This window comes from Streptomyces coffeae (assembly GCF_016741875.1).
In the GTDB taxonomy this organism is placed as follows: Bacteria; Actinomycetota; Actinomycetes; order Streptomycetales; family Streptomycetaceae; genus Streptomyces; species Streptomyces coffeae.
In genome coordinates, this window is the sequence record NZ_JAERRF010000028.1 from 83,144 (window position 1) to 105,249 (window position 22,106).

Sequence of the window (22,106 nt, forward strand, 5' to 3'; positions counted from 1 at the left end):
CCGGACTCCTGTGCGATGCTCAGTGACGTGTACACCACGTCTGTCAGCCCGGTGTTCGTCGGCCGCACCGAGGAACTGTCCCTCCTCGACGACGCGCTCGCCCGCGCCACCCTGGGCGAGCCGCAGGTGCTGCTGATCGGCGGGGAAGCCGGGGTCGGCAAGACCCGGCTGGTCGACGAGTTCCTGGCCACCGCCGTGGCCACTGGAGCCGTCGCCGCCACCGGCGGCTGTGTCGAAATCGGCGCCGACGGGCTGCCGTTCGCCCCCGTCTCCACCGTGCTGCGCTCCCTGCGCCGCAAACTGGGCACCGAACTGGACGGAGCCGCCGCCGGACAGGAGGGTGAGCTCGCCCGGCTGCTGCCCGAACTGGGCGAGACCGCCCGCGAGTCCCACGACGGGGACGGGCGGGCCCGGCTCTTCGAACTCACCGTCCGGCTGCTGGAGCGGCTGGCCGCCGACCGCACCCTCGTGGTCGCCATCGAAGACCTGCACTGGGCCGACCGCTCCACCCGTGAACTGCTCGCCTATCTCTTCCGCTCGCTGCTCAGCGCCCGGCTGCTGGTCGTCGCCACCTACCGCTCCGACGACATCCACCGGCGCCATCCCCTGCGGCCCTTCCTCGCCGAAGTCGACCGGATGCGCGAGGTCCAGCGGATCGAGCTGGCCCGTTTCAACCGCGGTGAGGTACGGGACCAGATCGCCGGGATCAACGGCAGCGACCCCGAACGCCAGCTGGTCGACCGGATCTTCAAGCGCAGCGACGGCAACGCCTTCTTCGTCGAGGAGATCGCCCGCTCCCTCAACGAGGGATGCAGCAGCGGGCTCAGCGAATCGCTGCGCGATCTGCTGCTGGTGCGGGTCGAGGCACTGCCCGAGGAATCGCAGGCGGTGGTGCGGATCCTCGCCGAGGGCGGCTCCTCGGTGGAGTACCCGCTGCTGCGCAGGGTCGCCCGGTTCGACGAGGACGAACTGATCGACGCGCTGCGCGCGGCCGTCGGCGCCAATATCGTCCAGCCCACGCCCGATGAGAACGGCTACCGCTTCCGGCACGCGCTGGTGCGCGAGGCCGTCGTCGACGATCTGCTGCCCGGCGAGCGCTCCCGGCTCAACCGGCAGCTGGCCGAGGCCCTGGAGGCCGAACCCTCCCTGGTGCGTGCCGATGAGCGGGCCGCCCGGCTGGCCAGCTACTGGTACCACGCCCATGACCCGGCCAAGGCGCTGCCCGCCGTGCTCCGGGCCTCCGTCGAAGCCCGCAGGCGCTACGCCCACGCCGAGCAACTGCGTTTGCTGGAGCGGGCGATGGAGCTGTGGGAGGACACCCCCAAGGAGATCCGCGAGACACAGCGCCCCCTGGGCTACGCCGAGGCGTATCCGCCCTACGGCAGCGAGGACGAGGCCCTGCGCCATCTCGATCTGCTCGCCGAGGTGGTGGTGGCCGCCCATATGTCCGGCCAGCCCGAACGCGCCTTGGCGGTCAGCAAGAAGGCCCTGCGGAAGCTGGCCAAGGGCGACAGCGATCCGCTGCGGGCCGCCTGGTTCTGGACCCAGCAGTCCAAGCTGTTGGAGACCGTGGCGCGCAGTGACGGCTGGGAGGAGCTGAGCCGTGCCCAGGAGCTGGTGCGCGGACTGCCGCCGTCCCCGGTGCACGCCGAGGTCATGGCCCATCTGGCGGGCTGGACCATGACCCACCGCCCGGGGCCGCAGGGGCTGGCCGTCGCCGAACGGGCGGTGGAGCTGGCCCGGTTGGTCGGCGCGGAGAGCACCGAACTGCACGCCCGGCTGACCCTGGGCCACTTCACCGGCGACTCGGGCGACACCGAGCGCGGGCTGGCCGCGATGCGTGAGGTCTGCGCACGGGCCGTGGCCCTGGGCGACATCAGCGTCCTGGGGCGCTGCTATGTCAATCTGGCCTCGGCCCTGGAGGGCGTCGGCAGATCGGTCGAGGCGGTCGAGGCGTCGGAGGAGGGCGACCAGGTGCTGGACCGCTTCGGTCTGGTGGACTCCCGGGCCTGGGTGTACGGCAACCTCGCGGAGTCGCTGTTCTCCCTGGGCCGGGTGGACGAGGCGGAGAAGGCGGCCCGGAAGACCCTGCGGCTCGCCCTGGGCACCAAACCGCGTGGCAGCGCCTGCAACCGGCTGGCCACGCTGGCCCTGATGCGCGGCGACTGGGACGCCGCGGAACGCGAACTCGCCGCGGCCCGCGAACACTTCGGCCCCCATAACTACGAGCCGCAGTACACCATCCAGACCGCGGGCTTTGCCATCGAGCTGGCCTCCGGGCGTGGCCGCATCCTGGACGTCCGGGCGCTGCTGGACCAGGCTCTGGACGCCGGATTCCCGCCCGGAATGCAGCGCTACGCCTGGCCGCTGCTGAACGCGGCCGCCTCCGCCGAGACCGCCGCCCGCGGACTGCCCACCGCCGAGCCCGGCCGCGCCACCACCCTGGCCCGGATCGCCGCGGCCGCCAAGCGGCTGCCGCAGGCGGTGCCGATGTGGCGGGCCTACGCCGCGATGCTCCAGGCCGAACTGGGGCGCGCCGACGGGCACAGCCGCCCCGACCACTGGGCCGAGGCCACCGATGCCTTCGCCGCCCTGGACCGGCCGTATCCGCTGGCCCGCGCCCGGCACCGCTGGGCGGAGGCGCTGCTCGACGCGGGCCCTGGCCCGGTGGGCACCGGCGGCCGCGAGCAGGCCGCCGAACTCCTTGCCCAGGCGCATGCCGTGGCCGAGCGGCTGGGGGCGCGCCCGCTGCGGGAGGAGATCGAGCTGCTGGCCCGGCGCGCCCGGCTGCCGCTGGCGCCCGCGGCCACCCGTGCCGCACTCGCCGCCGCCGCGACCGGAACCCGTGCGCTCCCCATGACGGCCGCCCCCGCGAACCCCCCGGTCCCCGAAGCCGCCGATCCCGCCGCGGAGCTGGGGCTGACGCCCCGCGAGCGCGATGTGCTGCGGCTGGTCGCCGCGGGCCGCAGCAACCGCCAGATCGCCGAGGAGCTGTTCATCTCGCCGAAGACGGCGAGTGTGCATGTCTCCAACATCCTGGCGAAGCTGGGCGTCTCGGGCCGAGGTGAGGCCGCCGCCGTGGCGCACCGGCTGCGTGTGGTCGACGGCCTGCCCGACGGCGCGGTGGCCCGCTGACGAGCTGCCCGGACGGGAAGCAACGGACCCGCAGCAGGGGACCGGAAGCAAGGGACCGGAAGCAGGGGACGGACGGCGGCTCGGGACCGTGGCCCGGTTGCCCGAACGGGCTCGTGTGCTCCCCCGGGTCAGTCGGTCCCGCGGGGGCGGACCACCACCCGGCCGGAGTCGAGGTCTATAGGGCCCTTTCCCGGGTCGTTGCTGCCGACCTCGTCCAGGGTGACCTCCAGCCGGTTGCGCTCCTCCTCGGTGTGCTTGCGGCCGGGCGCGAACAGTTCCTCGATGAGGTTGAACATGGCGACCCCCGTTGGCTGTACGGCTCCAGCCAGTGTAGGCAGACCCCGCCCGGAATCGGGCGCGCCATGACATCTCCGGCGAACACCGAGAACCCATCGGCCCGTTCACCCCTCTCCACACCCGCCGCGCCCCCGCACCGGCCACCGGGCCCTACCCGCTTCCGTGCCGGACCCGCCTCCGCCCTCGCTCAGCTGACCTTGAGCTTCAGGATCCGGTCGTCCTGCTTGCCCGGCTCACCCCGCCCGTCCGTATTGCTGGTCGTCACCCATAGCCCCCCGTCGTCCGTGGCCACCACACTCCGCAGCCGCCCGTACTTCTCCACCAGGAACGACTGGGGCTTGGCCACCGGCCGCTCACCCTTCAGCGGAATCCGCCAGAGCCGCTCCCCGCGCAGACCCGCCATCCACACCGAACCCTTGGCGATGGCGATACCGCTGGGTGAGGCATCGGCGGGCTTCCACTGCTCCAGCGGATCGACAAAGCCCTTCTTGCCCGCCTTGCCCTCGGCCTCGGGCCAGCCGTAGTTCTTGCCCGGCTTGATCAGATTGAGCTCGTCCCAGGTGTCCTGGCCGAACTCGGAGGCCCACAGCTGCTTGTCCCGGTCCCAGGCCAGTCCCTGGACATTGCGATGGCCGGAGGAATAGACCACCGAATCGGCATCCGGATTGCCATGGGCGGGCTCGCCCTCGGGGGTCATCCGCAGGATCTTGCCGCCGTAGGAGTCCAGGTCCTGGGCCAGTCCGCGGTCCCCGCTCTCGCCCGTGCCCGCATAGAGCATCTTGTCGGGGCCGAAGGCGATCCGCCCACCGTTGTGGATCGCGCCCTTGGGGATGCCCTTGAAGATGGTGTCCGGGGCGCCCAGCTGATCACCCGCGGGGCGCTTGTCGTCGTACATCATCCGCACGATGCGGTTGTCGGAATCGGTGGTGAAGTACGCGTACACCATGTGGTCCGAGCCGAAGTCGGAGGAGACCGCCAGCCCCAGCAGACCGCCCTCGCCCGCCGCGGCGACCCCGGGGACCGACCCCAGCTCGGTCTTCTTCCCGGTGTCCGCCGAGATCTTGAAGATCTTCCCGGTGTCCCGCGAGGACACCAGCAGATCCCCGCCGGGCAGCGGAGCCACGCCCCAGGGCGAGTCCAGCTTGGTGGTCAGGGTGCGCTCGACCTTCACCGACCCCTTCTTGGGCGCGGCGGAGGCGGTGGGCGACGGGGCGCCCGGGGAAGAGGAGTCGCCCGCGGAACCCGGCTTCCCCGAGGACGACTTCCGGTCTTCCGGTCTGGCGAAGCTGTCACCGTCGGACGAGCAGCCGGCCACGAGCAGCAGCGTGGCAGCGGCGGCGATGACGGGGATGACGCGGGGACGTCGCACGGTCGGATTCCTCTCCATGGGCACAGATGCCGCGGCGCGACACTGATTCTTATACACCGCAGCCCCGTGCCGGGTTCCCTCCACCGATCATGCACGTTCCGCGATCAGGCAGATCCCCCGCCGGCCCACGGATCCCAGCCCCGGATCCCGGCCCCCAGCCTCGGGCTCCTGAATCCCCGACCCCCGCCCCCCGACCCCGGGCGTCAGTCCCACGACCCCCGCGCCCGCGGCAGGCGGGCGATCTCCACCAGGTCCTCGCCGGTCAGCATCACCTCGGCCGCCGCGCAGTTCTCCGCCGCCCACCGCTCCCGTTTGGTGCCCGGCACCGGTACCACATGCGGCCCCTGCGCCAGCAGCCACGCCAGCGCCACCTGCGCCGCCGTCACCGACTCCCCGTGCCGCCGCGCCACCCTCCGCAGCCCCACCACGATCGGCTGGTTCGCCGCCATCATCTCGGCCGTGAAGCGGGGGTGGCGGGCGCGCATATCGTCCGGCTCGAACCCCGACCCCGGGGTCAGGGTGCCGCTCAGGAAGCCGTTGCCGAGCGGCATCGCGGCCAGGAACCCGACCCCGCGTGAGGAGCACCACGGAACCAGCGTCTCCAGCGCCTCCGGTGACCAGACCGACAGCTCCGCCTGCACACAGGCCACCGGGAAGACCTGCTGCACCCGCTCCAGCTGCCGCACCGTGGCGTCGTGCATCCCGGCGCCCGTGCGCCGCTGCGCCCGTGCGCCCACCGCGCACAGTCCCAGCGCCCGTACCTTCCCGGCGGCGACCAGCTCCGCCATCGCGCCCCAGGTCTCCTCTATCGGCACCTCCGGATCGGCCCGGTGGAGCTGGTAGAGATCGATCACATCGGTCTGGAGCCGCCGCAGCGAGGCGTCACAGGCCCGCTTCACATAGCCGGGCCGTCCGTTGGCCACGATGTGCTGGTCGCCCACCAACAGTCCGCACTTGGTGGAGACGAAGGCGTCCGCGCGCCGCTCCTTGAGCACCCGCCCCACCAGCAGCTCATTGGTGAACGGCCCGTACATGTCGGCGGTGTCCAGCAGGTTCGTGCCCGCGTCGAGCGCGGTGTGCACCGCGCGCAGCGAGTCCTCGCCGTTGCGCTGCGAAGCGGTGTACGCCCAGTTCATGGGCATGCATCCGAGGCCGATCGCGCCCACCTCGAGCGCCGCCGGTCCGATTGTCCTGCGCTCCACCTGGCCTGACCCCTCCCGTTCCTCGCACCAAAACTAACCTCTGCCGGGGACCCCTCTTCGCATAGCCTCCTGGCATGAGTGCAGACCACAGCGATACGTTCCGACACCATGATCCGTCTCATGGTTCTCCGGACGGCTCCGCACGTCCGCTGGCCTGGCTGCCGATCCCGCCCGAGGAGATCGACGGGCTTCCCGACGGCCTCTCCTACGCCTTCTGGGACGGCGGTCCGGAATTCCCCACGGACCCCGCCCGCTGCGCCTTCTACTGCGTGCCGTACATGAAGGGCGTGGAGGTGTCCGTACGCCCGCTGCCGGAGATGACCAACGTCCAGGTGATCCAGACCCTGACCGCCGGAATAGACGACATGCGGCCCGCGCTCGCCGGTCTCCCACCCGGCGTACAGCTGTGCAACGCGCGCGGGGTGCACGACGCGAGCACCGCCGAGCTGGCCCTGACCCTGATCCTCGCGTCGCTGCGCGGCATCCCCGACTTCGTCCGCGGCCAGGACACGGGGGAGTGGCGGGCCGGGTTCCGTCCGGCGCTGGCCGACAAGTCCGTTCTGATCGTCGGATACGGATCCATCGGCCGTGCGATCGAGGACCGGCTTGTGCCCTTTGAGTGCGAGCGGGTCATGCGCGTCGCGCGCTCCCCACGCACCACCGAGCGCGGTCCGGTGCACCCGATCGACTCCTTGCCCCAACTGCTCCCGGAAGCCGATGTGGTGGTGCTGGTGACCCCGCTCACCGAGGCCACCCGCGGTCTGGCCGGGGCGGACTTCCTGGCGCGCATGAAGGACGGGGCGCTGCTGGTGAATGTCTCACGCGGTCCGGTGGTGGACACCAAGGCCCTGCTCGCCGAGGTGGAGAGGGGCAGGCTGCTCGCCGCGCTGGATGTGACCGACCCCGAACCGCTGCCCGCCGGGCACCCGCTGTGGCACGCTCCTGGAGTGCTCATCACGCCGCACGTGGGTGGCCCCTCGTCGGCGTTCCTGCCGCGCGCCAAGCGGCTGTTGCGCGACCAGTTGACGCGCTTCGCGTCCGGCGAGTCGCTCCGTCATCGGGTGGCCATCACGGGGTAGACATGCCTCTGGCACCACATACAGGCACCGATTGACTGCACTCCGTATATACAACACCCTAGTCGGTTACGGTGTGTAGATGGCCTATGTCCCTGAGTGACCAGTCTGGTGTATCGTCCCGAGCGGGGGCTGCGCCACTGACCTGACGGCGTCAGCGATGGACCGGAACTCGAGGGGGGCGACGGGCGATGTATGGCCGATGGACCAACGACCCGACGCAGCTCAGGCGTCGACCGCGACCTTTCCGCGCAGCCGCGCGGCTCTCGCACTCGATGAGGCGCACGGGGATACGGCTCCCGGAGCGGCGGTCCCTCGCGCAGTGGACGGGTGTCCGGTGACCGCCACCGGAGCGGTGCTCGCCCGCCCGTCGGTGTCCGGCGGTGGTGCGGGGCTGCTGCCTCAGGTCGTCCTCGCCGTGGTCTGTGGCGGCTATGCGGCGGGCGCCGTGCTCGGCTGGGGATCGCCCGAACTGGCCGTTTTCATGGGGGACTTCGGCTTGAGCGCCGCCGCGCTCGCCGCCGCCGCCTCCTGCCTGTGGTACGGCCGCAGGCACTCCGGCCGGATGCGCCCCGCCTGGATGCTGTTCGCCGCCTCCTCCGCCATGGCGGCGCTGGGTAACGGCGTATGGGGCTGGTACGAGGTGGTGCTCGGCCGCTCCGTACCCACGCCGTCGGCCGCCGACTTCTGCTTCCTGCTCTTCGCCCCGCCCGCCATCGTCGGCATGCTGGTGCTCGCCAAGCGTCCGGTCACCCGGGCCGGGTGGATCTGTCTGGGGCTCGACGCCTGGCTGATCGCCGGATCCCTGGTCACGCTCTCCTGGAGCCTGGCGCTCGCCCACACCGGACAGGCCGGCGGGAGCGGCGAGTCGGTGGCTCGCAGAGCCCTTTCGCTGGCCTATCCACTGCTGGACATCGTGCTGGTCAGCATGGTGATCGTGCTGCACTTCCGGCGCTCGTCCGGCAGCAATCGCTCCGCGATCAACACGGCCATCGCCGCCTTCGCGCTGACCGTGCTGTGCGACGCGCTCTTCACCTCCCCGATGCTGCGTGAGCACTACCGCTCGGGGCAGATCCTGGACGCCGGATGGTTCGCCGGTTCGCTGCTGCTGGCGTACGCCCCGTGGGTGGCCCGGCGCGAGGCCGTCGAGGCCCCGCCGCCGGTGCGCCGCATCGCCCAGCCCAGCCGCCCCATCGCGGGCTCCCTGGGCGCGCTCGCGCCCTATCTGGCCGCGGCCGTCTGCACCCTGGGAATCCTGTTCAACGTGATGGACGGGCGGCCGATCGACGGGGTGGTGCTCTTCACCGCCTGCGCGGTTGTGCTCGCCCTGGTCGTGCGGCAGGCGATCATGCTCCTGGACAACATCACCCTCACCCAGGAACTCGCCCAGAAGGAGAACCACTTCCGCTCCCTGGTGCAGAGTTCCAGCGATGTGATCATGATCGCCGCGCCCACCGGCATCCTGCGCTACGTCAGCCCCGCCGCCTCCGGTGTCTACGGCCGTGACGCGGATGACCTGGTCGGCTCCGAACTGGCCTCGCTCATCCACCCCGAGGACCTCGGATCGGTCGTCCACGAGGTGCGCAGGTTCCTGGCCGCTTCGCCGGGGGAGGAGCCCACCACCCGGATCGAGTGCCGCTTCCGTTCCGGCTCCGGCGACTGGCTCAACGTGGAGTCCACGATCAACCGCCACCACGGCGGCCTGATCTTCAACAGCCGCGATGTCACCGAGCGGGTGCGTCTCCAGGCCCAGTTGCAGCACAACGCCGAGCACGACCCGCTCACCGACCTGCCCAACCGCGCCCTGTTCACCAAGCGGGTCCGGCACGCCGTCGCCGGGCGCCGCCGCACCGACGCGGGCACCGCCGTGCTCTTCATCGATCTCGACGGCTTCAAGGCCGTCAACGACACCGTCGGCCACCAGGCGGGCGACGAACTGCTCGTCCAGGCCGCCCGCAGGCTCCAGGAGTCCGTGCGCTCCGGCTCCGGCGACTGCGCGGCCCGCCTCGGGGGTGATGAGTTCGCCGCCCTCATCGTCGGGGACGGGGACGGGGACGCCGGGGACCGCGAGTGCCGCATCCTGGAGATCGCCGACCGGCTGCGCGCCCGGCTCTCCCAGCCGTACCGGGTCGAGGGCGGCACCGAGGTCAGGGTCGCCGCCAGCATCGGCGTCGCCTTCGCCGAGCCCGGGATCAGCCCCGGCGCCCTGATGCGCAACGCCGACCTGGCGATGTACCGCGCCAAGGCCAGGGGCAAGAACCGCGTGGAGCTCTACGCACCGCAGATGCAGGCCGAGGTGGCCCGCCGCGCGGAGGTCGCCACCCGGCTGCGCGCGGCCCTGCACGACGGCGAGTTCGTCCTGCTGCACCAGCCCGTGGTGGAGCTGGCGAGCGGCCGGATCACCGCCGTCGCGGCGCAGGCCCGCTGGCGTTCGGCGCAGGGCATCCTGTTCACCCCCGCCGAGTTCCTCCGGGTCGCCGACAACGGCCGGGGCGGCGGTGACGAGGCCGCCCGCACCGCCGAGCTCGCCCGCTGGATGCTGGAGGCCGCCGTCGAGCAGGCCGCCCAGCGCCGCCGGGACGGCCACTCCGTGCCCGTCTGCGTACGGCTGCCCGCCGGGCGTCTGGTGGACAAGTCGATGCCGCCCAAGAGCGTGGAGACGCTGCTGGCCCGGCACGGACTGCCCTCCGGATCGCTGATCCTGGAGCTGACCGACAGCGATCCGCGGATGCCGCTGGAGGAGCTGGAGCACCGGCTCGGCGCGCTGCGCCGGCTCGGGGTGCGGATCGCCCTGGACGGCTTCGGCAGCGGCTATGCCGCGATCAGGTCGCTGCGCAGACTCCCTGTCGATGTGCTCAAACTGGACCCCGGGCTGGTGGAGGGGGTCGTGGAATCCTCCCGGCTGCATAAGATCACCTCAGGGCTGCTGAGGATCGCGGGCGATCTGGGGATGCAGTCCATCGCCGAGGGAGTGGACCTTCCGGAGCAGCTCGTCACCCTCCGCGGCATGGGCTGCACCCACGCCCAGGGCATGGCCTTCAGCGGCCCGCTCGATGAGCACCGGCTGCGCAGGGCGCTGACGCGCGGCGCCTATCCGGTGCCCCGCTCGGATGCTCCGCTGCTGGTCGGGGGTGCGCTGGCGGTGCGTCACGGCGGCCATGGCGGCCTGCACGCAGGGCGCCGGGCGGAGTCTCACAGCCACCCTCCAACCCGCTCAAATACTGAGACGCCCGTCCCACCCACTTGACACCCGATATGCGCCGGGTGGAGGGTCGGAGCTATGCGCACCCGAATTCTCGTACTTGGACAGCGCGTCGGCTGAGCAGGGCCTCATGAAAGCCCTGCGGACCCTCACCGGCGCGCTCCCCTCGCTTGCCTCCTGGCACGAGGGGTTTTTTGTTGCACAGACACCTGGTGCAGCGCCCTCTCCCTCCCCGCACAAACCCTCATTCGAGAAGAGAATGCCGATGACCGAGCAGGCCACCGGGGCCCACCATCCCCAGCCGCGGGCCCGTAACGGCGGATCGCAGTCCGCCACCGTCGAGCACGTCACGGGCGCGCAGTCCCTCATCCGCTCGCTCGAGGAGGTCGGCGCCGACACCGTGTTCGGCATTCCCGGTGGTGCGATCCTCCCGGCGTACGACCCGATGATGGACTCCTCGAAGGTCCGGCATGTGCTCGTCCGTCACGAGCAGGGCGCGGGTCACGCCGCCACCGGTTACGCGCAGGCCACCGGCAAGGTCGGCGTCTGCATGGCGACCTCGGGTCCGGGCGCCACCAACCTGGTCACCCCGATCGCCGACGCCCATATGGACTCGGTGCCGATCGTCGCGATCACCGGTCAGGTCGCGTCCAAGGCCATCGGTACGGACGCCTTCCAGGAGGCGGACATCTGCGGCATCACCATGCCGATCACCAAGCACAACTTCCTGGTCACGCGGGCCGAGGACATCCCCCAGACGATCGCCGAGGCGTTCCACATCGCCTCCACCGGCCGCCCCGGCCCGGTCCTGGTCGACATCGCCAAGGACGCCCTCCAGGCCCGGACCACCTTCTCCTGGCCGCCGCAGACCGATCTGCCCGGCTACCGCCCGGTCACCAAGCCGCACGCCAAGCAGATCCGCGAGGCCGCCCGGCTGATCACCCAGGCCGAGCGCCCGGTGCTGTATGTCGGCGGCGGTGTGATCAAGGCCCAGGCCACGGCCGAGCTGAAGGTCCTGGCCGAGCTGACCGGGGCACCCGTCACCACCACCCTGATGGCACTGGGGTCCTTCCCTGACAGCCACCGGCTCCACCTGGGCATGCCGGGGATGCACGGCACCGTCGCCGCCGTCACCGCCCTCCAGAAGGCCGATCTGATCGTGGCACTCGGAGCCCGCTTCGACGACCGTGTCACCGGCAAGCTGGACTCCTTCGCCCCGCACGCCAAGATCGTCCACGCGGACATCGACCCGGCGGAGATCGGCAAGAACCGCGCGGCCGACGTGCCGATCGTCGGTGACGCCCGCGAGGTCATCGCCGATCTCGTGGTCGCCGTCCAGGCCGAGCACGACGCGGGCCACACCGGTGACTACAGCGGCTGGTGGGAGGATCTGAACCGGTGGCGGGAGACCTACCCGCTCGGCTACGACCAGCCCGCCGACGGCAGCCTGTCCCCGCAGCAGGTCATCCAGCGGATCGGCCGGCTGGCGCCGCAGGACACGATCTTCGCCGCGGGGGTCGGCCAACACCAGATGTGGGCCGCCCACTTCATCGACTACGAGAAGCCGGGCACCTGGCTGAACTCGGGCGGTGCCGGGACCATGGGATACGCCGTCCCGGCCGCCATGGGCGCCAAGGCCGGTGCCCAGGGCCGTCCGGTGTGGGCGATCGACGGGGACGGCTGCTTCCAGATGACCAACCAGGAGCTGGTCACCTGCGCGCTGAACAACATCCCGATCAAGGTCGCGATCATCAACAACGGCGCGCTGGGCATGGTCCGCCAGTGGCAGACCCTGTTCTACAACCAGCGCTACTCCAACACCGTGCTGCACTCCGGCCCCGACACCCCCGACCAGCAGAACCTGGGCACCCGGGTCCCGGACTTCGTCAAGCTCGCCGAGGCCATGGGCTGTGTGGGCCTGCGCTGTGAGGACCCGGCCGACCTCGACGCCGTCATCGAGAAGGCCAACGCGATCAACGACCGCCCGGTGGTCGTGGACTTCATCGTCCACGAGGACGCCATGGTCTGGCCGATGGTCGCGGCCGGCACCTCCAACGACGAGATCCTGGCGGCGCGCGACACCCGCCCGGACTTCGGCGACGGCGAAGACGACTGAAGACCAGGACCGAGACGAGAGAAGAAGAGAGACACAAGCCCATGTCCAAGCACACGCTCTCCGTCCTGGTGGAGAACACCCCCGGCATCCTGGCCCGGATCGCCGCCCTGTTCTCCCGCCGTGGCTTCAACATCGACTCGCTCGCGGTGGGCGTCACCGAGCACCCCGACATCTCCCGCATCACTATCGTGGTCAATGTCGAGGAGCTGCCCCTGGAGCAGGTCACCAAGCAGCTCAACAAGCTGGTCAATGTGCTGAAGATCGTCGAGCTGGAGGACAGCGCGGCGATCCAGCGGGAGCTGGTCCTGGTGAAGGTCCGCGCCGACAACGAGACCCGTTCGCAGATCGTGGAGATCGTCCAGCTCTTCCGCGCCAAAACCGTGGACGTCTCCCCTGAGGCCGTGACGATCGAGGCCACCGGCAGCAGCGACAAGCTGGAGGCCATGCTCCGGATGCTGGAGCCGTACGGGATCAAGGAGCTGGTGCAGTCCGGCACCATCGCCATAGGACGCGGCGCCCGCTCCATCACCGACCGGAGCCTGCGCGCGCTCGACCGCTCCGCCTGACCGGCGGGCCGCGGCGGGCATCCGTCGCGACCGACCGTATTGCGAGACCCCCGGACCCTTCCCGGCCCGCCCGTCATACGGTGGGACGCACACCCCAAACGCTAGGAGAATCCCGAAGTGGCCGAGCTGTTCTACGACAACGACGCCGACCTGTCGATCATCCAGGGCCGCAAGGTCGCCATCCTCGGCTACGGCAGCCAGGGCCACGCCCACGCGCTGTCGCTGCGCGACTCGGGCGTCGATGTGCGGGTCGGCCTGCACGAGGGCTCGAAGTCCAAGGCCAAGGCCGAGGAGCAGGGCCTGCGCGTGGTCACCCCGGCCGAGGCGGCCGCCGAGGCCGACGTGATCATGATCCTGGTCCCGGACCCGATCCAGGCCAAGGTCTACGAGGAGTCCGTGAAGGACAACCTGAAGGACGGCGACGCGCTGTTCTTCGGTCACGGCCTCAACATCCGGTTCGACTTCATCAAGCCCCCGGCCCATGTGGACGTCTGCATGGTCGCCCCCAAGGGCCCGGGCCACCTGGTCCGCCGCCAGTACGAGGAGGGCCGCGGCGTGCCGTGCATCGCGGCCGTCGAGCAGGACGCCAGCGGCAATGCCTTCGCGCTGGCCCTGTCGTACGCCAAGGGCATCGGCGGCACCCGCGCGGGTGTCATCAAGACCACCTTCACCGAGGAGACCGAGACCGACCTCTTCGGTGAGCAGGCGGTGCTCTGCGGCGGTACCGCGGCGCTCGTCAAGGCCGGGTTCGAGACCCTGGTCGAGGCCGGTTACCAGCCCGAGATCGCGTACTTCGAGTGCCTCCACGAGCTGAAGCTGATCGTGGACCTGATGTACGAGGGCGGCCTGGAGAAGATGCGCTGGTCGATCTCCGAGACCGCCGAGTGGGGCGACTACGTCACCGGTCCGCGGATCATCAACGACTCCACCAAGGCCGAGATGAAGAAGGTCCTCGGCGAGATCCAGGACGGCACCTTCGCCAAGAACTGGATGGCCGAGTACAACGCGGGTCTGCCGAAGTACAACGAGCTGAAGAAGGCGGACCAGGACCACCTGCTGGAGACCACCGGCAAGGAGCTGCGCAAGCTCATGAGCTGGGTCGACGACGAGGCGTAAGCGCCCGGTGGCGCGGGTGGCCGTGCCCCGGGCCAGGCGGGGGTTCCCCGGAACCCCCGCCGCACCGGTTCGCGCATTGTCCACCCCGCACCACCACGTGCGGGTGATCCTGCCGCATTGGCGCAAGACACATGCCGGACCGCCACTACACTCAAGTGCAACAAGCGCGTCAGGCTCACAGCGTCGTGCGTCTTCCACGCGGCTCCCTTCACCGCCAGCGGCCGTAGGGACGGCCGTCCGCTGAGGACTAGTGAGGACTGAAGACCACGTGAGCACTGCTTCCACCGGTAAACCCGTCGTACTCATCGCCGAAGAGCTGTCGCCGGCCACCGTCGATGCCCTGGGCCCGGACTTCGAGATCCGGAGCTGTAACGGCGCGGACCGCGCCGAGCTGCTTCCCGCCCTCGCCGATGTGGACGCGATCCTCGTCCGCAGCGCGACGAAGGTCGACGCGGAGGCCATCGCCGCGGCGAAGAAGCTGAAGGTGGTCGCTCGCGCGGGTGTCGGTCTGGACAATGTGGACGTCTCGGCCGCCACCAAGGCGGGCGTCATGGTCGTCAATGCCCCGACGTCCAACATCGTCACCGCCGCCGAGCTGGCGTGCGGTCTGCTGGTCGCCACCGCCCGTAACATCCCGCAGGCCAATGCGGCGCTGAAGAACGGCGAGTGGAAGCGCAGCAAGTACACCGGTGTGGAGCTCAGCGAGAAGACCCTCGGTGTGGTCGGGCTCGGCCGGATCGGCGTTCTGGTGGCCCAGCGGATGTCCGCGTTCGGGATGAAGATCGTCGCTTACGACCCCTATGTGCAGCCCGCGCGCGCCGCCCAGATGGGTGTGAAGCTGCTCTCGCTGGACGAGCTGCTCGAGGTCTCCGACTTCATCAGCGTCCACCTCCCCAAGACCCCCGAGACCCTCGGCCTGATCGGTGACGAGGCGCTGCGCAAGGTCAAGCCCGAGGTCCGGATCGTCAACGCCGCGCGCGGCGGGATCGTGGACGAGACGGCGCTGGCCGCCGCCGTCAAGGAGGGGCGGGTCGCCGCGGCCGGTCTGGATGTGTTCTCCCAGGAGCCGTGCACCGACTCCCCGCTCTTCGAGTTCGACAATGTGGTCGTCACCCCCCATCTGGGCGCCTCCACCGGTGAGGCCCAGGAGAAGGCGGGTATCGCGGTCGCCCGCTCGGTGCGGCTGGCGCTCGCGGGCGAGCTGGTCCCGGACGCGGTGAACGTCCAGGGCGGTGTGATCGCCGAGGACGTCCGCCCCGGGCTGCCGCTGGCCGAGAAGCTGGGCCGGATCTTCACCGCGCTCGCGGGCGAGGTCGCGGTGCGGCTCGATGTCGAGGTGTACGGCGAGATCACCCAGCATGACGTCAAGGTGCTGGAGCTCTCCGCGCTCAAGGGTGTGTTCGAGGACATCGTCGACGAGACCGTGTCGTATGTGAACGCCCCGCTGTTCGCGCAGGAGCGCGGTGTCGAGGTGCGGCTGACCACCAGCTCGGAGTCGTCGGAGCACCGCAATGTGGTGACCGTGCGCGGCACCCTCGCCGGTGGCGAGGAGGTCTCGATCTCCGGCACGCTGGCCGGTCCCAAGCACCTTCAGAAGATCGTCGCCGTCGGTGAGTACGATGTCGATCTGGCCCTCGCCGATCACATGGCCTTCCTCCGCTACACCGACCGTCCGGGTGTGGTCGGCACGCTCGGCCGCATCCTCGGCGAGGCAGGGATCAACATCGCGGGCATGCAGGTCTCGCGTGCCACGGCCGGTGGGGCCGCCCTGGTGGCGCTGACCGTCGACGACACCATTCCGCCGGCTGTCCTCAGCGAGATCGCCGGTGAGATCGGGGCCACCTCGGCCCGCTCGGTCAATCTGGACGGCTAGTCCGGCACCACGGACCCACCTGGGGCCCGGTTCCCGCTTCGGCGGGAACCGGGCCCCGTTGTGTGTCCGCGTATCAGCTGTGCACAGGGGCTTCCTGATCTTTTTCATCATGTGTTGAATAATCGGGGCGAGCTCGCTACGCTAACGGCTATGTGGAGAAAAACTCTCCAGATAGCCGTTATGGCTCTCCCGAAGCACGTCCCGCAGGAGTACGCCCGTGTCTGCTGACCTCCCTACCTCTGCCGCGCCCCGGATGCGGGCCGACGCACGGCGCAATCGCGAGCAGATCCTGCGCGCCGCCCGTGAGGTCTTCGTCGGCGAGGGGCCCGACGCGCCGCTGGACGAGATCGCCCGGCGTGCGGGGGTCGGCATCGCCACGCTCTACCGGCGGTTTCCGCAGCGGGCCGATCTCTTCCGTGGGGTCGCCAACGAGGTCCTCACCGCACTCACCGACGCCGCGCGGGAGGCCCTCGCCGCCGAGGGCGACCCGGTGGAGGCGCTGCGCCGCTTTATGCACCGGGCCCTCGATCTCAAGATCGGCTCCGTGATGCCCTCGTTGCTGGGCCGGGTCAGCCTCGACGAGATCCTCGACGGCGCAGGCGGTGACGCCGTGGACCCGATCGACGAACTACTCCTCCGCGCCCAGGCGGCCGGACAGATCCGCCCCGATGTCGTCTTCGGCGACATCACGATGATGATCATGCGGCTGTCCCGGCCGTTGCCCGGCGGTGGGCAGTTCCCGGACGACGACGCCCTCGCCCACCGCCACCTGGATGTGTACGTCGACGGGCTGCGCCCCAGCGGGTCGCCACGCCCCACCACCATGCTCAGCGGCCCGGCCGTGGACGCCCCCGCGTTCAAGCGACTCCGGGAGCGCGTGCTCGACGACGCCCGCGCCGACGACTGAACCTCCCTTTCTCTCCGCTCGGCTTCTGCACCATCAGAAAGATCGGAAAGGCAGCCCCTCATGTCCCAGCCCACCGGCATACAGCCCGAGGCCAACCCTCGGCGCTGGCTGGCTCTGCTGTTCATCGGCCTCGCCCAGCTGATGATCGTCCTCGATATCACCATCGTGAACATCGCCCTGCCGTCCGCCCAGAAGGACCTGGGCATCACCGACGGCGACCGCCAGTGGGTGATCACGGCGTACACCCTGGCGTTCGGCAGTCTGCTGCTGCTCGGTGGCCGGATCGCCGACTACACCGGCCGCCGGCGTACCTTCCTGATCGGTCTGCTCGGCTTCGCCGGAGCCTCGGCGCTGGGCGGCGCGGCCTCCGGCTTCGAGACGCTGCTGCTGGCCCGTGCCCTCCAGGGCGCGTTTGCCGCGCTGCTCGCCCCCTCCGCGCTCTCCCTGCTCGCGGTGAACTTCACCGAACCGCGTGAACGCGCCAAGGCGTTCGGCATCTTCGGCGCCATCGCCGCGGGCGGCGGCGCGATCGGCCTGGTCGTCGGCGGTGCGCTGACCGAATACCTCGACTGGCGCTGGTGCCTGTATGTGAATGTGCCGATCGCCGCCATCGCGGTCATCAGCTGGTGGGTGCTGCCCGCCGACACCCGCGCCGAGGGCCGGGCCCGTTTCGACATCCCCGGGGTGTTCCTGGCCGTGACCGGTCTGGTGGCCCTGGTCTACGGATGCAGCGAGGCCGAGTCCGAGGGCTGGGACTCGGGCATGGTGGCCGGTCTGCTCACCGCGGGCGTCGTGCTGCTCCTCGCCTTCATCCTGGTGGAGAAGCGGGTGAAGAACCCGCTGCTGCCGATGCGGGTGCTGGCGGACCGCACCCGGGGCGGCGCCTATCTGGCCGTCGGCCTCTCGGTGGTCGGCATGTTCGCCATGTTCCTGTTCCTCACCTACTACATGCAGGTCGTGAAGGGGTACTCGGCGCTGACCACCGGTCTGGCCTTCCTGCCGATGACCGCGTCGGTGCTGGTCTCCGCGGGCGGTTTCGCCTCGCGCCTCATCCCCAGGGTGGCGCCGCGGATGCTGGTCGGCCCCGGTCTGCTGATCGCGGCCACCGGTGTGGCACTGCTCGTCCCGCTGGACGTCGACAGCTCCTACGCGGCCGGTGTGCTGCCCTCGGAGATCCTGGTCGGCTTCGGTATGGGCCTGGTGATGGCCCCGGCGATGAACTACGCGACGCACGGGGTGCGCGAGCAGGACGCCGGTGTCGCGTCCGCCACCGTCAACACCGCCCAGCAGATCGGCGGTTCGATCGGCACGGCGCTGCTCAACACCATCGCCACCAGCGCGACCGATGACTACAAGGCCGAGCACATGCACGAGATCACCCGGCAGAACATGCACGCGCATATGAAGGCCGGTCTGGTCGAGGGCTTCTCGGAGGCGTTCGTCTGGTCGTCCGCGATCCTCACCGGCGCGGCCATCGTGGTGACCCTGCTGATGAACACGCCACGGCCCTCCCGGGAGCCCGGCGCGCGGGACACCAGCCCCAAGGCCGTGCACCTGGGCTGACGGCGGCGCCCCCGACCGCTGTCCCACGGGCCCCCGTTCCGCGCTCTCCCGCGGAACGGGGGCCTTGGTGGGCCTTTCGGCGCTGTGGCGGGGCGTCAGACAGCGGAGTCCGGCTGCGGGGCGCGCGCCGCCCGCCCCCGCCCGGCGGCACCTGGCGGGAGCGGGTGGAGGCCATGGTCGCCCGGCTGCGGACCGTCATCGGCGGCCATCCCGCCGTGCTTCCGCTCACCCTCACTCACCGGCACCCCCCAGCCCGCCGACTTCCCGCACTTGGCCGATACGGCGCGGTACGCCCTTGGGGTGGACGCCGACCGGGAGTTCTTCGGGGGGCTCGCGGTGGTACTGCGGGGTCTGGGGGACTGACCGGGACACCGGAGGGCCGCCCCCCGGCTCGGCAGAGGGGCGGCCCGGGTGACGCGGTCCGGGGTCAGCGGCCGGAGGCGGTCGTCGGGGCCGCCGCGTCATCGGTGGTGTCGTCCGTGCCGGTGTCGGTGGGGGTGCCGGCCGCGGCCGGGGTGGTGGTCCTGGCGACCCGCAGATGACGCAGGGTCACGGTCGCCAGGACGGCGCCCGCGATCAGGACAGTGGCTCCGGTGAGGCTCGAGATCTGCATGCCGTGGGTGAAGGCGTCACGCGCGGCGTCCAGCACCAGGTCCCCGGTCCGTCCGGGCAGTCGCTCGGCCACCGCGTTGGCGCTGCCCAGGGTTTCGCGCACCGCGTCCACCGCGGCGGGCGGCAGCCCGTCCGGCAGCGTGTCCTTGACGTCGGCGCGGTAGACGGCGGTGCCGACGCTGCCGAGCACGGCCATGCCCATCGCCCCGCCGAACTCCTGGCCGGTCTCCAGCAGGGCGGCGGCCGACCCGGCCCGCTTCGGCGGTACGGAGCCGATCGCCATGTCGGTGACCAGCGCCATCACCATGACGATGCCACTGGCGAGCACGGCGGCGCCGATGAGCACGGTCCACAGCGCGTCCGTACCGGCGAGCGCCAGTACCCCGTAGCCCACCGCTCCGACGACAAAGCCGCCGCTGATCACATAGGCGCGGTTGGCGCCGCGCTGGACGAGCACGCTCGCGATCGGCCCGGCGAACGCGACGGAGATCGAGGGGAGCAGGCTCCACAGCGCCGCCTCCAGCGGGCCCTTCCCCAGCACCGATTGCAGGTACTGGGTGGTGAAGAAGGCCGAGCCCATCATGGCGAAGGTGGCGAGTGAGTTGATCGCGATCGACGGTCCGAAGCCGCGGTTGCGGAACAGCTCGGGGCTGATCATGGCCTCGCGCCGGGTGCGCTGACGGTGTACGAAGGCCGCGCCGATGGCGAGACCGGCCACGATCGACAGCGCCGGGACCAGAGCCACGCTGTTGTCGGCCGACATCTTCTTCAGCCCGTAGATCACCGGGAGGACCGCGCCCATCGACAGCGGCACGCTCAGCAGATCGAACCGGCCGGGCTTGGGGTCCTTGAACTCCGGTACCAGCACAGGCACCAGCACCAGCAGCAGCACCATCGCCGGGACGTTGACCAGGAAGACCGAGCCCCACCAGAAGTGATTGAGCATCACTCCGCTCATCACCGAGCCGAGCGCGATCCCGCCCGCCATGGCCGACGACCAGATCGCGATGGCCTGACCGCGCTGCTTCTCGTCCTGGAAGATATTGCGGACCAGAGCCATCGTGGAGGGCATCAGGGTCGCGCCGCCGATGCCGAGCACGGCCCGCGCGGCGATGAGCATCTCCGCGTTCCGCGCGTACGCCGCCGCGACGGAGGCGGCGCCGAACGCCACGGCGCCGCACAGCAGCAGCTTCCGGCGTCCGATCCGGTCTCCCAGCGCCCCCATCGTGATCAGCAGCCCGGCCAGCGCGAAGGCGTAGATGTCGAAGATCCACAGCTGTTGCGTCGAACTCGGGTGCAACTCCCGGCTGATTTGCGGGACCGCGAAGTACAGCACCGACACATCCATGGAGACCAGGAGGAGCGGAAGCATCAGGACCGCGAAGGCGGTCCATTCCTTGCGTCCGGCACGGGAGTTGGGGGAAGTCGTTGTCATGCCAAGAAATATACGGTCGTATAAAACAACTGTCTAGTACGAGCGTGTAATACGTACGTCTGGGACGCCCGTATGACAGCGGGATAGGCTGGTGCTATGGGACATCGAGAGGATCTGCTGGCCGGGGCGAAGCGTTGCCTGCTGGAGAAGGGCTGGTCGCGTACGACGGCGCGGGACATCGTGGCCGCCTCCGGCGCCAACCTGGCCTCCATCGGCTACCACTACGGCTCCAAGGACGCCCTGATGCGGGAGGCGCTCTTCGCGGCCATGGGCGACTGGGGCGATGACGTCCAGCGGTCCCTCGAGGAAGACAGCACCACCGGGAGCGATCTGGTCGGCCGGTTCGAGTCGGGCTGGACCCGGGCCCTGGAGCTGTTCAGCAAGCACCAGGCCGTGTGGCGGGCCCAGTTGGAGGCCATCATGCAGGCCGAGAGCGACCCCGAGCTGCGGGAGGCGTTCGCCAGGGCCCAGCCGGAGGGGCGGTCGGGGCTGGTGGCTCTCTTCCACGGCGTCGACGAGAGCGAGGTCGACGAGGAGACCTCCCGGACCCTGGGCTCCTTCTATATGACGCTGGTGAGCGGCATGGTGGTCCAGATGGCCATCAACCCCGACCTCACCCCGGACGCCCAGGAGTTGGTCGAGGCCATGCGGCGGATCCTGGGCGGCACCCTGCCGGGTCCGTCGGACTGACGTCCCGGGCCGCGCGGCGCCCGGGGCCGCTTGACCTTGACCAAGGGTCAGACCCCAGCGTGAGGGTCACCGGGCACGGTGCCCGGGACGGAGGATGGCGACCGTGGAATCACCTTTGCTCAGCATTGGCGCCTTCGCGCGCAGAACGCGGCTGTCGCCCAAGGCGCTCCGGCTCTACGACCGGCTGGGGCTGCTGGCTCCCGACCATGTCGACGAGGCCACCGGCTATCGCTGGTACCGCGACGACCAGGTGGAGCGGGCCCGGCTGGTGGCGCTGCTGCGGCGGTTGGACATGCCGCTGGAGCGGATCGGCCGGGTGCTGGAGCTCCAGGGGGAGCGGGCAGCGCGCGAGGTGGCGGACTACTGGGCCGCCGTCGAGGCGCGCACCGCCCGGCAGCGTTCCCTCGCGGCACACCTCCGTGACCGGCTGTCAGGCAGGAGACCCCGTATGTATGACATCAACATCCGCGAGGTCGGCGAGCAGACCGTGCTCACCGAGCGCCGCCATCTGCTCGCGGACGACCTCCCCATGTGGATCAGCGCCGCCCTCGGCAGGCTCGAGGCCGCTGCCGCGGCGTGCGGCGATACCGCCGGTCCCGCCTTCGTCCTCTACCACGCCGAGGTCAGCGAGGAGAGCGATGGCCCGGCCGAGGCATGTGTCCCGGTCGCCGACCGCGCCGCAGCCGAGAAGTACGCCGCCGCGCACAGCCGTGAGGTGTCGCTGCGCCATGAGCCCGCTCACCGGCTGGCGTACACCCGGCTGACCAAGGCCCAGGTCGTCCATCCGCAGATCACCTCGGCGTTCGACGCTGTCGAGCGCTGGACCTCCGACGAGGGCCTGACCGTCACCGGCCCCTGCCGTGAGGTCTACTTCGCCGACTGGTGCGCGGCGGGTCCGGAGGACGAGGTCTGCGATGTGGCGTTCCCCGTGAAGTGACGCCCCCGGC

16 protein-coding genes are annotated in these 22,106 nt (G+C 70.6%); 11 read left to right on the forward strand and 5 right to left on the reverse strand.

The window, feature by feature from the left end; all coding sequences use genetic code 11:
* Positions 1-15: 15 nt before the first annotated feature.
* Positions 16-3,135, forward strand: a complete 3,120-nt coding sequence (locus JK363_RS33275) for a helix-turn-helix transcriptional regulator (protein ID WP_201881031.1) — start codon at positions 16-18, stop codon at positions 3,133-3,135.
* A gap of 128 nt (positions 3,136-3,263) precedes the next feature.
* Here the strand turns inward: JK363_RS33275 and JK363_RS33280 are convergent, their stop codons facing one another.
* The 3 genes from JK363_RS33280 to JK363_RS33290 all read right to left on the reverse strand — a co-directional run bounded on the left by JK363_RS33280 (position 3,264) and on the right by JK363_RS33290 (position 6,003).
* Positions 3,264-3,431 (reverse strand): DUF6191 domain-containing protein, encoded by a 168-nt coding sequence (locus JK363_RS33280; protein WP_201881032.1) that lies wholly within the window; start codon positions 3,429-3,431, stop codon positions 3,264-3,266.
* Positions 3,432-3,619: 188 nt separating this feature from the next.
* Positions 3,620-4,819: a PQQ-dependent sugar dehydrogenase gene (locus JK363_RS33285; protein ID WP_201881033.1), complete on the reverse strand. Its 1,200-nt coding sequence runs from the start codon at positions 4,817-4,819 to the stop codon at positions 3,620-3,622.
* A 185-nt stretch (positions 4,820-5,004) separates the two neighbouring features.
* Positions 5,005-6,003, reverse strand: coding sequence for an aldo/keto reductase (locus tag JK363_RS33290; RefSeq protein WP_201881034.1), 999 nt, complete (start codon positions 6,001-6,003; stop codon positions 5,005-5,007).
* Between the two features lie 74 nt (positions 6,004-6,077).
* Between JK363_RS33290 and JK363_RS33295 the strand changes: the two genes are divergently transcribed.
* From JK363_RS33295 to JK363_RS33330, 8 genes are all read left to right on the forward strand, one after another.
* Complete coding sequence (locus JK363_RS33295) at positions 6,078-7,082, forward strand: 2-hydroxyacid dehydrogenase (RefSeq protein ID WP_201881035.1); 1,005 nt, start codon at positions 6,078-6,080, stop codon at positions 7,080-7,082.
* A 334-nt stretch (positions 7,083-7,416) separates the two neighbouring features.
* Positions 7,417-10,326 carry a putative bifunctional diguanylate cyclase/phosphodiesterase gene (locus tag JK363_RS33300; protein WP_201881036.1) on the forward strand — a complete coding sequence of 970 codons (2,910 nt, stop codon included), beginning with the start codon at positions 7,417-7,419 and terminating at the stop codon, positions 10,324-10,326.
* A gap of 214 nt (positions 10,327-10,540) precedes the next feature.
* Positions 10,541-12,397, forward strand: coding sequence for an acetolactate synthase large subunit (locus tag JK363_RS33305; RefSeq protein ID WP_201881038.1), 1,857 nt, complete (start codon positions 10,541-10,543; stop codon positions 12,395-12,397).
* Between the two features lie 41 nt (positions 12,398-12,438).
* A complete protein-coding gene (ilvN, locus tag JK363_RS33310) occupies positions 12,439-12,963 on the forward strand; it encodes an acetolactate synthase small subunit (RefSeq protein WP_201881047.1) in 525 nt (174 codons plus the stop codon).
* A gap of 117 nt (positions 12,964-13,080) precedes the next feature.
* On the forward strand, positions 13,081-14,079 hold the full coding sequence (ilvC, locus tag JK363_RS33315) for a ketol-acid reductoisomerase (RefSeq protein ID WP_201881050.1): 999 nt from the start codon (positions 13,081-13,083) through the stop codon (positions 14,077-14,079).
* A gap of 268 nt (positions 14,080-14,347) precedes the next feature.
* Positions 14,348-15,952: a phosphoglycerate dehydrogenase gene (gene serA / locus JK363_RS33320; protein WP_201881052.1), complete on the forward strand. Its 1,605-nt coding sequence runs from the start codon at positions 14,348-14,350 to the stop codon at positions 15,950-15,952.
* A gap of 217 nt (positions 15,953-16,169) precedes the next feature.
* On the forward strand, positions 16,170-16,859 hold the full coding sequence (locus JK363_RS33325) for a TetR/AcrR family transcriptional regulator (RefSeq protein WP_307821965.1): 690 nt from the start codon (positions 16,170-16,172) through the stop codon (positions 16,857-16,859).
* A 60-nt stretch (positions 16,860-16,919) separates the two neighbouring features.
* Positions 16,920-18,422 carry an MFS transporter gene (locus JK363_RS33330; RefSeq protein ID WP_201881054.1) on the forward strand — a complete coding sequence of 501 codons (1,503 nt, stop codon included), beginning with the start codon at positions 16,920-16,922 and terminating at the stop codon, positions 18,420-18,422.
* A 231-nt stretch (positions 18,423-18,653) separates the two neighbouring features.
* Here the strand turns inward: JK363_RS33330 and JK363_RS44365 are convergent, their stop codons facing one another.
* Positions 18,654-18,794 carry a hypothetical protein gene (locus JK363_RS44365; RefSeq protein WP_201881056.1) on the reverse strand — a complete coding sequence of 47 codons (141 nt, stop codon included), beginning with the start codon at positions 18,792-18,794 and terminating at the stop codon, positions 18,654-18,656.
* A 55-nt stretch (positions 18,795-18,849) separates the two neighbouring features.
* Complete coding sequence (locus JK363_RS33340) at positions 18,850-20,469, reverse strand: MFS transporter (RefSeq protein ID WP_201881057.1); 1,620 nt, start codon at positions 20,467-20,469, stop codon at positions 18,850-18,852.
* Between the two features lie 96 nt (positions 20,470-20,565).
* Between JK363_RS33340 and JK363_RS33345 the strand changes: the two genes are divergently transcribed.
* Both JK363_RS33345 and JK363_RS33350 read left to right on the forward strand, forming a co-directional pair.
* Positions 20,566-21,159, forward strand: coding sequence for a TetR/AcrR family transcriptional regulator (locus JK363_RS33345; RefSeq protein ID WP_201881058.1), 594 nt, complete (start codon positions 20,566-20,568; stop codon positions 21,157-21,159).
* Between the two features lie 94 nt (positions 21,160-21,253).
* Complete coding sequence (locus JK363_RS33350) at positions 21,254-22,096, forward strand: MerR family transcriptional regulator (RefSeq protein WP_201881059.1); 843 nt, start codon at positions 21,254-21,256, stop codon at positions 22,094-22,096.
* The last annotated feature ends 10 nt before the right edge of the window (positions 22,097-22,106 follow it).

Bases quoted from the DNA above. Each gene is read 5' to 3' on its own strand.
- JK363_RS33305 (WP_201881038.1), top strand. From the start codon at position 10,541: ATGCCGATGACCGAGCAGGCCACCGGGGCCCACCATCCCCAGCCGCGG.
- JK363_RS33285 (WP_201881033.1), bottom strand. From the start codon at position 4,819: ATGGAGAGGAATCCGACCGTGCGACGTCCCCGCGTCATCCCCGTCATC.
- JK363_RS33350 (WP_201881059.1), top strand. From the start codon at position 21,254: ATGGCGACCGTGGAATCACCTTTGCTCAGCATTGGCGCCTTCGCGCGC.
- JK363_RS33345 (WP_201881058.1), top strand. From the start codon at position 20,566: ATGGGACATCGAGAGGATCTGCTGGCCGGGGCGAAGCGTTGCCTGCTG.
- JK363_RS33330 (WP_201881054.1), top strand. From the start codon at position 16,920: ATGTCCCAGCCCACCGGCATACAGCCCGAGGCCAACCCTCGGCGCTGG.
- JK363_RS33275 (WP_201881031.1), top strand. From the start codon at position 16: ATGCTCAGTGACGTGTACACCACGTCTGTCAGCCCGGTGTTCGTCGGC.
- JK363_RS33280 (WP_201881032.1), bottom strand. From the start codon at position 3,431: ATGTTCAACCTCATCGAGGAACTGTTCGCGCCCGGCCGCAAGCACACC.
- ilvN (WP_201881047.1), top strand. From the start codon at position 12,439: ATGTCCAAGCACACGCTCTCCGTCCTGGTGGAGAACACCCCCGGCATC.
- JK363_RS33340 (WP_201881057.1), bottom strand. From the start codon at position 20,469: ATGACAACGACTTCCCCCAACTCCCGTGCCGGACGCAAGGAATGGACC.
- JK363_RS33295 (WP_201881035.1), top strand. From the start codon at position 6,078: ATGAGTGCAGACCACAGCGATACGTTCCGACACCATGATCCGTCTCAT.